The 13,894-nt window shown below is 41.6% G+C and carries 12 protein-coding genes and 4 pseudogenes; 2 read left to right on the forward strand and 14 right to left on the reverse strand.

The window, feature by feature from the left end; genetic code table 11:
• Positions 1–68 precede the first annotated feature (68 nt).
• Positions 69–1,631, reverse strand: coding sequence for a glutamine-hydrolyzing GMP synthase (guaA, locus tag HT723_RS05740; protein ID WP_050208596.1), 1,563 nt, complete (start codon positions 1,629–1,631; stop codon positions 69–71).
• Positions 1,632–1,772: 141 nt separating this feature from the next.
• Here guaA and HT723_RS05745 point away from each other — a divergent pair, with 141 nt between their 5' ends.
• Positions 1,773–2,471: a GntR family transcriptional regulator gene (locus tag HT723_RS05745; RefSeq protein WP_050208593.1), complete on the forward strand. Its 699-nt coding sequence runs from the start codon at positions 1,773–1,775 to the stop codon at positions 2,469–2,471.
• 148 nt (positions 2,472–2,619) lie between these two features.
• Here the strand turns inward: HT723_RS05745 and HT723_RS05750 are convergent, their stop codons facing one another.
• The 13 genes and pseudogenes from HT723_RS05750 to ybeY form a co-directional block, all read right to left on the reverse strand.
• Positions 2,620–3,516 carry a DMT family transporter gene (locus HT723_RS05750; protein ID WP_172934824.1) on the reverse strand — a complete coding sequence of 299 codons (897 nt, stop codon included), beginning with the start codon at positions 3,514–3,516 and terminating at the stop codon, positions 2,620–2,622.
• A gap of 8 nt (positions 3,517–3,524) precedes the next feature.
• Positions 3,525–4,460 carry a serine hydrolase domain-containing protein gene (locus HT723_RS05755; protein WP_172934825.1) on the reverse strand — a complete coding sequence of 312 codons (936 nt, stop codon included), beginning with the start codon at positions 4,458–4,460 and terminating at the stop codon, positions 3,525–3,527.
• Positions 4,457–5,182: a CppA family protein gene (locus tag HT723_RS05760; protein WP_023936414.1), complete on the reverse strand. Its 726-nt coding sequence runs from the start codon at positions 5,180–5,182 to the stop codon at positions 4,457–4,459. The genes HT723_RS05755 and HT723_RS05760 overlap by 4 nt, the downstream gene beginning before the upstream one ends.
• Before the next feature lie 83 nt (positions 5,183–5,265).
• Positions 5,266–5,852, reverse strand: a pseudogene (locus tag HT723_RS05765) (SGNH/GDSL hydrolase family protein).
• 49 nt (positions 5,853–5,901) lie between these two features.
• Positions 5,902–6,729 carry an HAD family hydrolase gene (locus HT723_RS05770; RefSeq protein WP_054392807.1) on the reverse strand — a complete coding sequence of 276 codons (828 nt, stop codon included), beginning with the start codon at positions 6,727–6,729 and terminating at the stop codon, positions 5,902–5,904.
• Positions 6,730–6,761: 32 nt separating this feature from the next.
• Positions 6,762–6,869 (reverse strand): annotated as a pseudogene (locus tag HT723_RS05775) (IS5/IS1182 family transposase); the annotation flags it as partial.
• 102 nt (positions 6,870–6,971) lie between these two features.
• Positions 6,972–7,670, reverse strand: a pseudogene (locus HT723_RS05780) (transposase family protein); the annotation flags it as partial.
• A 36-nt stretch (positions 7,671–7,706) separates the two neighbouring features.
• A pseudogene (locus HT723_RS05785) lies at positions 7,707–8,850 on the reverse strand (multidrug efflux MFS transporter); the annotation flags it as partial.
• A gap of 13 nt (positions 8,851–8,863) precedes the next feature.
• Positions 8,864–9,469 (reverse strand): dephospho-CoA kinase, encoded by a 606-nt coding sequence (gene coaE / locus HT723_RS05790; RefSeq protein ID WP_119941980.1) that lies wholly within the window; start codon positions 9,467–9,469, stop codon positions 8,864–8,866.
• On the reverse strand, positions 9,469–10,293 hold the full coding sequence (gene mutM / locus HT723_RS05795; protein WP_172934826.1) for a DNA-formamidopyrimidine glycosylase: 825 nt from the start codon (positions 10,291–10,293) through the stop codon (positions 9,469–9,471). The genes coaE and mutM overlap by 1 nt, the downstream gene beginning before the upstream one ends.
• 48 nt (positions 10,294–10,341) lie before the next feature.
• Positions 10,342–11,241 carry a GTPase Era gene (era, locus tag HT723_RS05800; RefSeq protein ID WP_000143264.1) on the reverse strand — a complete coding sequence of 300 codons (900 nt, stop codon included), beginning with the start codon at positions 11,239–11,241 and terminating at the stop codon, positions 10,342–10,344.
• A gap of 16 nt (positions 11,242–11,257) precedes the next feature.
• A complete protein-coding gene (locus tag HT723_RS05805; RefSeq protein WP_000378166.1) occupies positions 11,258–11,653 on the reverse strand; it encodes a diacylglycerol kinase in 396 nt (131 codons plus the stop codon).
• A complete protein-coding gene (gene ybeY, locus HT723_RS05810; RefSeq protein ID WP_172934827.1) occupies positions 11,634–12,131 on the reverse strand; it encodes an rRNA maturation RNase YbeY in 498 nt (165 codons plus the stop codon). The genes HT723_RS05805 and ybeY overlap by 20 nt, the downstream gene beginning before the upstream one ends.
• A gap of 104 nt (positions 12,132–12,235) precedes the next feature.
• Here ybeY and pavA point away from each other — a divergent pair, with 104 nt between their 5' ends.
• Positions 12,236–13,891, forward strand: a complete 1,656-nt coding sequence (pavA, locus tag HT723_RS05815; RefSeq protein ID WP_031233604.1) for an Rqc2 family fibronectin-binding protein PavA — start codon at positions 12,236–12,238, stop codon at positions 13,889–13,891.
• The last annotated feature ends 3 nt before the right edge of the window (positions 13,892–13,894 follow it).

Below are 13,894 nucleotides of genomic sequence, written 5' to 3' on the forward strand. Positions count from 1 at the left end.
TTAATACTTCATACAGTTGTTAAAATGATGTTAAATCAAGGATTCTTAGCCTAAGTTACTCTTATATTTTATTCCCACTCAACGGTTGCAGGTGGTTTACTTGTAATATCGTAGACGATACGGTTAACATGATCAACTTCATTTACGATACGTACTGAGATTTTTTGAAGGACATCCCAAGGAATTTTGGCAAAGTCAGCAGTCATACCATCAATAGAGGTGATAGCACGGATTGCAATTGTGTAGTCGTACGTACGACCGTCACCCATAACCCCAACTGAACGAACGCCTGTATTGACCGTGAAGTATTGCCAAATATCGCGGTCAAGACCAGCTTTAGCAATTTCTTCACGAAGAATAGCGTCCGACTCACGAACAGTTTCAAGTTTCTCTTCAGTGATTTCACCCATGACACGGATAGCAAGTCCTGGTCCTGGGAATGGTTGGCGCCATACGATATGGTCTGGCATACCAAGCTCTGTACCAAGGGCACGAACTTCGTCCTTGTAAAGAGTATTCAATGGTTCGATCAATTCAAACTGCATGTCTTCTGGAAGACCACCCACGTTGTGGTGTGACTTGATAGTTTGAGCTGTATCCGTACCAGACTCGATAACGTCTGTATAAAGAGTTCCTTGAGCAAGGAATTTCACATCTTTGAGCTTGCTTGCTTCGTCATCAAAGACATAGACAAACTCGTTACCGATGATTTTACGCTTTTGTTCAGGGTCAGAAACTCCTGCAAGTTTATCAAGGAAACGTTTAGCTGCGTCTGCTTTGACGATATTCAAACCAAACTTACCACCAAGCATGTCCATAACTTGGTCCGCTTCTCCTTTACGAAGAAGACCGTGATCCACGAAGATACAGATCAATTGATCGCCAATCGCTTTTTGGAGAAGAACTCCAACAACTGAAGAGTCAACCCCACCTGAAAGGCCAAGAAGGACACGTTTATCACCAACAGTCTCACGGATTTTTTGGATCTGCATGTCGATGAAGTTATCCATTGTCCAATCGCCTTTAGCCTTACAGATGTTAAGGGCAAAGTTACGAAGGATATCATTTCCGTATACAGAATGACGAACTTCTGGGTGGAATTGGATACCGTAAATGTGTTTATCTGGATTTTCGATGGCTGCGTAAGGGCAGTCAGCTGATGTTCCAGTACGAACAAAGTCAGCAGGAATCTCAGTAACCGCATCACCATGGCTCATCAATACAGTTTGTTCATCAGGTGTTGATTCAAAAAGAGATGATGGTGTGTGTGTTAGGGTTGATTGACCGTATTCACGATTTCCAGCATCACCTGCAGGAACAACTTTTCCTCCAAGTTTATGGGTCAATAACTGCATACCATAACAGATTCCCAAAATTGGAATTCCGAGTTCGAAGATTTCTGGGTCAATATCGAATGAACCATCTTCGTATACAGAGTTTGGACCACCTGATAGAATAATTCCTACAGGATTGACTTCACGAACTTCAGCAGCTGAAATTTTATGGCTCTTTAGTTCTGAAAAAACACCAATCTCACGGATACGGCGTGAAATCAGCTGGTTGTATTGGCTACCATAGTCCAATACGATGATTTTTTCTACATCTTGCAAATCAGTTGAAATGTTGCTCATCTTTTTCCTTTCTCAAAAGAAATATCTTTTCTCAATATTCTATCACAAATAAGGGCGAATTACCAACTAAACAAGGCGAAGTTTGACTTTTTCTAGTTTATTGGGGTACAATAGAGAAAAGATAGAAATGAAGTGAAAAATATGCTACCTGCTTATATGAAAATCCACGATCAGATTAAAAAGGATATTGACGAGCACCGTTGGGCTATTGGTGAGAGGCTTCCCAGTGAAAGATATTTAGCAGAGCAGTTTTCGGTCAGCCGCATGACCCTCCGCCAAGCCGTATCTCTATTGGTTGAAGAAGGTGTCTTAGAGCGCAGAGTTGGAAGTGGCACCTTTGTGTCCAGTACTCGGGTACAAGAAAAGATGCGAGGGACAACCAGTTTTACTGAAATTGTTAAGTCCCAAGGTAAAGTACCCTCTAGCCAGCTCATTTCCTACAGAAAAACCATTCCCAATGAGCAGGAGGTTGCCAAGCTAGGTATTTCTCCAACTGAGAATATTATCCGAATGGAGCGGGTCCGCTATGCCGACAAAGTTCCTCTGGTTTATGAAGTTGCTTCTATTCCTGAAAAATTCATTAAGGACTTTAAAAAAGAAGAAATCACTAGTCATTTCTTCCAAACACTGCAAAAACATGGCTACCGTATTGGTAAATCACATCAGACCATTTATGCTCGTCTCGCTAAGGAAAAAATCGCCCACTATTTGGAAGTTGAAAAAGGACATGCTATTCTTGGTTTGACTCAGGTTTCCTACCTAGAAGATGGTACTGCATTTGAATACGTAAAAAGTCAGTATGTAGGCGAACGCTTTGAATTTTATCTTGAAAACAATTAATACTCTTCGAAAATCTCTTCAAACCGCGTCAACGTCGCCTTGCCGTACTCAAGTACAGCCTGCGGCTAGTTTCCTAGTTTGCTCTTTGATTTTCATTGAGTATAAAATACTACGCAAAAACTCTCTGTTCACGGACAAAGAGTCTTTTTTATTTTTCTAAGAGTAAATCTTTCAAAGAAATCAGTGTTACTGCAATTAAAATCATTGCCATGCCAAGAAAATCAATAGGGTAAAATTGTTCATTCATGATTAGGAAAGCAAAGAAAACAGCCGAAATTGGCTCAATTGAAGCCAACAAACTTGACTTGACCGGCCCAATCAGACTGGCTCCTTTTAGAAAGGCTGTATAGGCAAAGACAGTCCCGATAAGGATAATGCCCGCAAAAGCGAGGAGAAAATCAAGACTAGTTGGGATAGCAGTCTGTAGAACTCCTGTAAAAGGAAGGGCAACCAAACCTGCTATGACCCTTCCCACACCAATGACCAAACTGCTCCCCCACTTCTTAATCAAGGTTATGGGCAAAATGATATACAGGGCGTAAGTCAGAGCAGAAAAGAGCCCCCAGAACAGTCCCGAAGGTGTCATAGATAACTGGTCCAACTGCCCATGAGTGGCAATCAGGAAGGTCCCTCCGATGGCTAATATGATAGAACCTATCTCTCCCAGTGTCGGTACCACCTTATCCTTGATACAGCTATAAATCAAAATTCCGACAGGACAAACATACTGAAGTACTGTCGCGGTACCTGCATTGGTCTCCTGAATAGCAGTTAGATAGGCGAATTGGTTGAGAAAAAGACCAATCAGAGCAAAAATAAGAAGAGACAGCAAACTCTTTCTATCCTTTAAAAAGACCAGTATTTTATTCTTTGCAGTAGCATAAGCCAAGAGCATGAGAATTCCACCAACGATTAAAAGACGCAAGTTGGTCAAGACCAGAGCCGAAATTCCGTGTGCCATTAGGTATTGGCCACTCGTTCCTGACAACCCCCAAGCAATACCAGCCACAACTGTTAGTAAAGTCCCTTTTAAACTATTTGACATGTCTCTCCTTACTCTTCTTTGCGAATCAAGTTCATCACTTGATTGCGGTCTAATATCCATTGAGCTCTCTCGTCCTTTTCATAGGTACGATTCGATAGGAAAATAGTGGCTTCTTGCTTCTGACGATTCCACATGATAAAGGTACCTGTATAGCCCGTATGGTCTAGCCAATCTCCTTCCAAATTCCATGCTAAAGAACGTTCCTTGTCATCCAAAGGAGAAAAATTTTGATTTAAGTCTCTTGCAAAATCATCTGCTAAATAGTGTTCTAAAAAGATTTGTAAATCCTTTATAGTCGAAAATAAACCAGCACTCCCAGCATGTCTACCCAGGAGACGAGCCTTGGGATCATGCACTATGCCTGCCTCTACACCTCTAACTGTTGGAACAGCAAGCTCAACTGGCCCAAACTTAGTTTCCGTCATTCCCCAAGGTTTCCAGACTTGATCCTTTAAAATCACATCCAAATCTTGATTAAAAATTCTTTCCAAAATAAAGCCCAACAGCAAAAAATGGACATCCGAATAAAGAAAGGCTGGCTGACTTCGTCTGTTGAGATGAAACATCGCTTCCTTTAATTCAGGGGCTGTTAAAAGATCACGATTAGGAATAAAAGGATCAAGGTCTGTTGCATGAGTCAAGAGCTGGCGAATAGTGATGTCTGGATAATCACTCTCAGGTAAAAAATCTATTACCAGTCTATCAATATCTAATTGACCTATTTCCCACAAGAAGGTACAAACTGTGCCAACCCCAACAACCTTGCTGACACTAGCTAGGTCATAAACTAGTCCTGCCTCAGTCTGCAAACCATGCTCTGGGTGACTCTGGCCAATATAGAACTCCGTCCATTGATTGTCCTTAAAATACGCAAAAGAGGCTCCGGGATAAATCCCTGCCTCGATTTGTTCTTCTATTTTTTTAATAATCTGGGTCCACTTCATACTTCTTCAAACCACAATTCAACATTATTTCTATCTTTTCCAAGGAAGAATTTTTCAGACTTAGGAATAAAATATTCTGTAGACTCAAACTTCTGGCGAAGACTTGATATATCTAGTTCATTGACCAAGAACTTGAGCATAGATAAGTCCCAGGTAACCGTATTGTCCACAGTCAAATCCTTCCCCTGAGCTGGAATAAAATCAAGGGATGCCCCAATTTCAGATGATTCCAAGAAACTTTCGATATCAGTTTGGAGATGTAATTCCATAGAAATCTCAAATTTACTTAAAGAGATTGATGCCAAATCTGTTTGAAATTCAGGCTTTTCTCCTACTTCTACTAGACTTGCTCTGTCATCTTCTGCATGAATCAAAATCAAATCATCTTCTGGTGAAAAAATTTCAAAAGCGTAGCCATTTTGACCTTTATATAATCGATGAATCGAATCTGTTTTAGATAAGAGTCCCTCGATTTCTAAGGGATTTTCCACCTTGATAATCAATCTAGCCAGTTTTTTTCGTCCCTCTACCTTACGAGTACGCATGCTTGGTGCTTCTTCTAAAACCAGCTTTTCAAGACCTGTTTGGTCCCCTAGTGATAGGAAGGCTGATTCCTCTAACAAGGCCTTCATGCCAAGGGTTTCAATATAAAATGTTTCATTTAATTTTCTATTATTAACTTTTAAAGTAGGAATAATCCGTACAATCTGATTTACATTCATAAATTCCTCCATCACTTTTTATTTTAAAGGATTTTAGAATTTTTTACAAGATATTATGCTCAAATTTAACTTTATTTAGCTATTTAGTAAAGATAGCCTTTCAAGGCTTTTGTCAAAACCTGATAACCAGCAACACTGAGGTGCAGTCCATCAGTTGTATATTCTTTTTTTAGTTGGCCCGCCTGGTCTGTCAAACTGTCAAAAACTGACAAAAATTCCACCTGCATATAGGCAGAAGCAAGCTCTTGATAGGCGTGATTCCTGTTCTGAATTTTTTCATTCGTGCGGATATAGACTGTCTGCTTATACTCCTCGCCTTCATTAACTGGCAAAATGGAAAGTAATTTTATCTCAGTCAGTGGATAATCGCGAGCAATGGATTGATGATAGCTTCGAGATTATTGAGAGCCTCATTCACAGGCACATCTTTTCCAATATCGTTCGTCCCAATTAAAAGGACAATTTTATCTACCTCCCCACCGTACAGATGCGCATCCAGATTCTCTAATAACAGTCCTGTCTGATAGCCACAAATTCCTCGATTGACAATTGTCTTTGAAGTCCCAAACAACTCCTGCAGAGGATAATATTCGACAATGGAATCCCCAATAAAAAGAATATCTGGCTCTACAACTGAAACCTGATTTAGGTGACGATACTTGGTTTGGATTTTTTCTTGTTCCTTTAGTAACCAATTTTCTAATAACTGTACTGCTACTTCATTCTCCTTTTTCTAACCAGTTTTCCAATACTTGGTAAACTCCTCCTTGGCTATTGGCTGGCGCTAGAGCCGTCGCCACAGCTTTGGCTTTGTCATCAGCATTTTCCATCGCATAGGCAATTCCAGCCATTTCAAGCATTTCAACATCATTTTCACTATCGCCAAAAGCCATGATTTGTTGGGGGTTCAAGTCCCAACGCTTGAGTAATTCTTCCAAGCCCCATGCTTTATGAATTCCAACTTGGAGGATATCAATGCAACCATAGCCACTCGATACAGCCCGAACACGGCCATCAAAGAGGTCATTGATTTCTTCCAATACCGAATTCAAACGTTCCTCACCAACAACCATACTCATCTTGAGCACACCACCAAAGAGGTCAGAGGTTAATTCATCCACAAAATTCATTCGTTGGTAGAATTCTTCAATCATTTCTGGAGTCATAAAACTTTCAAGGTCTGTAAAAATGGTACCTTCCTTGACGAAACCACCCTTCATCCCTGTTACAACAAATTGATCCTGACACGCTCGACCCTCGAAATGAGCCAAAGCCTTATCGACAATGGCATCATCCCAAGTCTGAGCCTGAATCAATTCATTGTTTTCAAAAATATGAGCACCATTAGCAACCACCAGAACCACTCGATCCACCAAGTGCTCCAGGAGTTGCCTCATGCGGTGAATTTCATTCCCCGTCGCGATAACAAAACGAATCCCCCTTTGATCCAACTGATCCACAATCTTTTCCAAGCGTGGGAGATCAAGCTGGCCTCTAGCATCCAGCAAGGTCCCATCCATATCTGTCGCAATTACCTTAATCGTCATTTACTTTCCTCTTGATTAGACTTCCTGCAAAACTAGAATCCTAGTTCATGATTGATAATACCAGCAATCAAATTCATTCGTAATCCGAAGTGTTTACGATGATTTCGATAGGTTGTTGAAAATATTTTAAACGTTTTCATAGTGAAATGAAATAAGAACAGGACAAATCAATCAAGACAGTCAAATCGATTTCTAACAATGTTTTAGAAGTAGAGGTGTACTATTCTAGTTTCAATCTACTATACTTTGTCAAAAATACTCTCAACCTTGATTCTCTCCTTAGATAGCGCATGGTTACAGGCTTTATCTTCAGCTGTTAGCGGCTTGAGTTTGCTGGATTTACGTGGAGTTTGTGCTTGAGGATATATCTTCATGAGTCCTTGATAACCACTGTCAGACAAGATTTTACCAGCTTGTCCGATATTTCTGCGACTCATTTTGAACAACTTCATATCATGACAATAGTTCACAGTGATCTCCAAAGAAACAATTCTCCCTTGGCTTGTGACAATCGCCTGAGCCTTCATAGCGTGGCATTTCTTTTTACCAGAATCATTCGCTAATTGTTTTTTTAGGACGATTGATTTTTACTTCCGTCGCATCAATCATTACCGTGTCCTCAGAACTGAGAGGAGTTCTTGAAATCGCAACACCACCTTTGAACAAGAGTTACTTCAACCCATTGGCTCCGACGGATTAAGTTGCTTTCGTGGATACCAAGATCAGCCGCAATTTCTTCATAAGTTCGATATTCTCGCACATATTGAAGTCGCCATAAGAAGGTATTCTAGGCTTAGTTTAGGTTTTCGTCCCCCTTTTGCGTGTTTACCTTGATAATCTCTTTTTAATACAGCTAACATCTCTTCAAAAGTCGTGCACTGAACACCAACCAGGAGCTTAAATCGTGCATCAGTTAGTTGTTCACTTGCTTCATAATCCATAGAACTATTATACCATATATTGTTTCGCAGGAAGTCTAATAATGTTCGAAATTGAAGCAGGTTAAAGAGACAACTAAAGGCTTGTCGCATAAAAGACTGCATGATAGCCAAATTGACCTGCTACTGCAGAACCTGCCATAGGCCCAACAACACCTCCCAGATAAAAGAATACCTGATTGAAGGCAAAGACCCTCGAAATGCCGGCTTTGGGAGTCATTTTGCTGAGTAGGGCATTAACCCCGGGAATCAAGGCACCAGTTCCCAATCCAAAGAGAAATCGATAGAGTCCTAGTTGAAGGGGGCTAGAGGCATTGGCACAGAGGAGATAGATGATGACTGAATAAAACTGGGCGACAACCAAGAGACGATGATTGCCCACCTTGTCACCTAGCTTTCCCATAACTCCTGCACTCATCATACTGGAAAAGCCCATACTGGACACAATCAAACCAGAGACAAAAAGAAGATTCTCTGTCTGCCCTAAGTCGCGTACATAAAGAGCCAAAATAGGGCCGATCGATTGAGCTGAAAATTGGATGACAAAACTGGTTAAAAAGAGATTGAGCAAAAGATAGGGATATTTAACAGAGGTAAATAATTCCTTTGTTGGAATGGCCTTTTCCTTGGCTACTGGTTGAAAATCTTCCTTGATAAAGCAAATAGTCAAAAGAGCAGCTAAAAATAGAAAACTACCAACCAGTAAGAAAACTGTACGAATGCCAAATAATTCTGCGATAAAGCCACCAATAAAGGGACCAGTTAGAGTGCATGCAACTACGCCTGTAGACAAAGTACCTAAGGCAGAGCCTGATTTCTCCTTGGGAACCTGACTGGCTATCAAGGCAGTTGCATTAGGAACAAATCCTGCAAATACACCGTTTAATAAACGAAGAAAGATTAGCCAATAGATATTTGGGACAAAGGCTAAGCCTCCCATAGTAATGGTCATGGCAAGCCCAGCTCGAATCATCATGGGTTTTCGACCGTATTTGTCAGCAAGAATACCCCAAATAGGAGAAAAGAGCGCCGCAGAAATAGCAGAGACAGAAATAGCTAAGCCTGCAAAAAAAGCAACTTGCTCTCCCCCTACACCCAGACTTTCCACAAAGATGGGCATAAAAGGCACAACCAAAGAAATACTGGCTCCTGTCAGAAAATTACCAAACCAGGCAATGCGCAGATTATCTTTTCAGTTAATCTCTGTCATCTTGCTTACCTCCCTCAAGCAGGATACGTACCTGAGTGAGAAGCTGGTCTTGATTTCCATTGTTGTTTAAAACATGGCTGGCCAAATCTTTCTTTTTCTCTAAAGGCCACTGGGCTGCCAGACGAGATTCAGCTTCATCTTTGGACAACTGGTCCCTTTTCATTAAGCGTTCTACTTGAGCATCTCGGTCCACATAGACCAACCATATCTCATCAAACCAAGCGCTGTAGTCCTGCTCAAAAAGTAGGGGAATATCCATGAAGAAAATCTCTTCTGTCTGAACCAATTGGTCTCTCAAAGTAGCCAACTCTTCACGGATAATCTCTCCTTGGATTTGCTTAGACCATTCTCGTTCTTCAGGATTTGAAAAGATAAGACTAGCTAGGAGAAGGCGTTTAAGTTCTCCGTTTTCAAGGATGATTTCTTGCCCAAAGTGCTGGACTAGAGCTTCAAACAGACGACCACCAGGTTTCTGTAGTTGGTGGACGACTGCGTCGGCATCCACTACTTGAAAACCTTGCTTTCTTAGAAAATTTGTCACAGTTGACTTACCAGAGGCAATTCCCCCAGTGATTCCGATGATTTTTCTCATCAGTCCCTCCTTTGACAGTTTGGACAAAAGTGGGTGCCTCGTCCGCCTAGTTGAATTTTCTCAATGATGGTACCACAGCGTACACATTCTTGACCAGTCTTATCATATACCTGATGAAAATCCTGCATGGTTCCATCTTCTCCAAAGGCATTGGTATAGGTCCGAATGGTGGATCCACCTTTTTCAACAGCCTGTCCCAATACAGCAATGGTCTGGTCATGAATAGCTGTCGCTTCTGCTGCTGTCAAAGTCTGGGAAGGTCTAGCCGGATGAACCTGAGCTCGCCAGAGAACCTCATCCACATAGATATTGCCAAGTCCAGCTACCAAAGTCTGGTCTAGGAGATGGGATTTGATAGGCTTTTTGGACTTGGCTAGGGCATCTTGAAAAACCTGTAAATCAAAGTCTTGTTCGCTTGGTTCAGGACCTAATTTTTTAGAAATAAAGTAGGCGTCTAAAAGGTCTGGCACCAGCAATTCCATAGTACCAAACTTGCGAACATCCTCATAAACAAGCGTGCCACCATCTTCAAACTGAAAGAAAACATGGGCATGTTTGCGTTCAGGTACTTGGTCTGGATAGTAAAAATACTTGCCCTCCATCCGCAGATGGGAAATCAAAACCTTTTCTGTCAGGCAGAAAAGTAAATATTTACCACGACGTCCCATTGACTCAACAATCTGACCAGGCACTTCCTTTTGAAACTCGTCCAAATCCGTCTTAATCATCTTGGGATAACGAATTTCTATACTCGAAATCTTCTTACCCAAAATCAATTTTTCCAAGCCACGACGAACGGTTTCAACCTCAGGTAATTCAGGCATAAGTTCTCCTTCTGTAAAAACAAGAAGCAGGCATGAGCCCACCTCTACTTAGTATTCTTTTTCATTATAGCCAAAGTCAGCTAAATCCAGCTTTTTATCGCGCCAGTTTTTCTTGACCTTGACCCAGGTTTCTAGGAAGACCTTGTCTCCTAGCATGAGTTCGATATCACGACGGGCCATGCTACCGATTTTCTTAAGCATAGCGCCACCTTTACCGATGATAATCCCTTTTTGGCTATCACGCTCGACCATGATGGTTGCACGGATATGAACCTTGTCTGTCTCTTCGTCTCGTTTCATAGAATCCACAACTACTGCAACAGAATGCGGAATCTCTTCACGAGTTAGGTGCAAGACTTTCTCGCGAACCATTTCTGAAACCAAGAAACGTTCTGGATGGTCTGTGATTTGATCAGACGGGAAATATTGGAAACCTTCGTCCAGATTTTCACTCAAAATATCCACTAGACGAGACACATTATTTCCCTGAAGGGCTGAGATTGGAACAATTTCCTTAAAGTCCATTTGATTACGGAAGTCATCAATCTGAGACAAGAGCTGGTCTGGATGAACCTTATCAATCTTGTTCACAACCAAAATCACAGGAACCTTGGCAGCCTTGAGACGCTCAATAATCATGTCGTCCCCCTTACCACGCGCTTCATCAGCAGGCACCATGAAAAGCACGGTATCCACTTCACGAAGGGTACTGTAGGCAGACTCAACCATGAAATCTCCAAGAGCCGTCTTAGGCTTGTGAATCCCTGGCGTATCGATAAAGACGATTTGCTCTTTATCAGTCGTGTAAATTCCCATAATTTTGTTGCGCGTTGTCTGCGCCTTGTCACTCATGATGGCAATCTTTTGCCCCATGACATGATTTAAAAAAGTTGACTTCCCAACATTGGGACGTCCTAAAATGGCTACAAAACCTGATTTAAAAGTCATAATTTCCTCTTACTGTTTAAAATAATAAATCCCAGATTCGTGGGAGAAAAATTAATGCGCCTGTTAAGGCTGCGAAAAGAGAAACCACTAATACCGCGCCAGCCGCCATATCCTTGGCATTTTTAGCCAGCATGGAAAAGTGATAGTGACTGGCTAAATCCACCACATTTTCAATAGCAGAGTTGATAATCTCAAAGGCTACTACCAAGAAAATGCTCAATAGGAGAAAGAGCCATTCGATTCGTGACACCTGAAAAACAAAACCTGCAAGGATGACCACTAGAGCCGTCACTGCGTGTTTTCGCATATTGCGTTCTTCCTTGATAGCAGTAAAAATACCTGTCAAAGCAAATTCTAAACTGGATATCAGGTCACGATTTTTCCATTTTCGTTTATTGTCTTGTGAGTCCATAGGCTGTCAAAATTTCTTCTTGTAAACCGAACATCTCCGCTTCTTCTTTCGGAGTGTAGTGATCATAGCCGTTAATATGTAAAAAGCCGTGTACTGCCAAGAAGCCCATCTCACGCTCAAAGCTGTGACCATATTCTTCGGCCTGCTCATGAGCCTTATCGATAGAGATGAACAATTCCCCAATATAGGCATCAAACTCAGACATCATCTCTGTCAATTCTGGATTTTCAAGCAAATCCTCTTCGTCAAAGGCAATTTCCAATTCTGGTTTATACTCAAGGCTAATGACATCTGTCGGACGGTCGGTGTCACGGTACTCCAGATTAAGTTCATGACTACGCTCATTGGTCACAAAAGTGACTGCCATCTCCTTGTCTTCTTTTCCTAATTTTTGGGCTGCAAATTCCAAAATTTCTTGGGTTTGTTGCAACATTTCTTTTGAAACTTGACCAGTTTCATCTACCATTTCAATATACATGTGCTTCTCGTTTCTCTTTACTTGGCTTTATTATACCACATTTCCATGATTTTATTCTACCTTTTTGATATAATACTATGGAATACAATCACAAGGAGAGAACGATGTCATTTGATGGATTTTTTTTACACCACATAGTTGAGGAATTGCGAAGCGAATTAGTGAATGGTCGCATCCAGAAAATCAATCAGCCTTTTGAACAAGAGTTGGTCTTGCAAATCCGCAGCAATCGCCAAAGTCACCGCCTGCTCCTTTCTGCCCATCCCGTTTTTGGACGCATTCAGCTGACCCAAACGACTTTTGAAAATCCAGCCCAACCTTCTACCTTTATCATGGTTTTGAGAAAGTATTTACAGGGGGCCCTGATTGAGTCGATTGAGCAGGTGGAAAATGACCGTATTGTGGAAATGACAGTTTCCAATAAAAACGAGATTGGAGACCATATCCAGGCTACCCTGATTATCGAGATTATGGGGAAACACAGTAATATTCTACTGGTTGATAAAAGTAGCCACAAAATTCTCGAAGTCATTAAACACGTTGGTTTTTCACAAAATAGCTACCGCACCTTGCTTCCTGGATCGACCTATATCGCTCCGCCAAGTACGGAATCTCTCAATCCTTTTACTATCAAGGACGAGAAACTCTTTGAAATCCTGCAAACACAGGAAACGACAGCTAAAAATCTTCAAAGCCTCTTTCAAGGTCTGGGACGCGATACGGCAAATGAATTGGAAAGGATTCTGGTTAGTGATAAACTGTCTACTTTCCGTACCTTTTTCCATCAAGAAACCCAGCCATGCTTGACTGAGACATCCTTCAGTCCAGTTCCTTTTAAAAATCAAGTAGGAGAGCCTTTTACCAGTCTTTCTGATTTGCTGGACACCTACTATAAGGACAAGGCAGAACGCGACCGCGTCAAACAGCAAGCCAGTGAACTCATTCGTCGTGTTGAAAATGAACTTCAGAAAAACCGACATAAGCTGAAAAAGCAGGAAAAAGAGTTACTGGCGACAGACAACGCTGAAGAATTTCGTCAAAAAGGAGAATTGCTGACAACCTTCCTCCACCAAGTGCCTAACGACCAAGACCAGGTTATCCTAGACAACTACTACACCAACCAACCTATCACGATTGCGCTTGATAAGGCCTTGACTCCCAACCAAAATGCCCAACGCTATTTTAAACGGTATCAGAAACTCAAAGAAGCTGTCAAATACTTGACTGATCTGATTGAGGAAACCAAGGCCACTATTCTCTATCTGGAAAGTGTAGAAACCGTCCTCAACCAAGCTGGGCTGGAAGAAATCGCTGAAATCCGTGAAGAATTGATTCAAACTGGCTTTATCCGCAGAAGACAGCGGGAGAAAATCCAGAAACGCAAAAAACCAGAACAATATCTAGCAAGCGATGGCAAAACCATCATCTATGTCGGCCGAAACAACCTACAAAACGAGGAGCTAACCTTTAAAATGGCCCGCAAAGAGGAACTTTGGTTCCATGCCAAGGACATTCCTGGAAGCCACGTTGTCATCTCAGGCAATCTTGACCCATCTGATGAAGTCAAGACAGAAGCAGCAGAACTAGCTGCCTACTTCTCTCAAGGTCGCCTGTCAAATCTGGTGCAGGTAGATATGATTGAAATCAAGAAACTCAACAAACCAACTGGTGGAAAACCCGGCTTTGTCACCTACACAGGACAAAAGACCCTCCGTGTCACACCAGACCCAGAAAAAATCGCATCCATGAAAAAATCCTGATTT

This window comes from Streptococcus sp. 2106, assembly GCF_013277315.1.
In the GTDB taxonomy this organism is placed as follows: domain Bacteria; phylum Bacillota; class Bacilli; order Lactobacillales; family Streptococcaceae; genus Streptococcus; species Streptococcus pseudopneumoniae.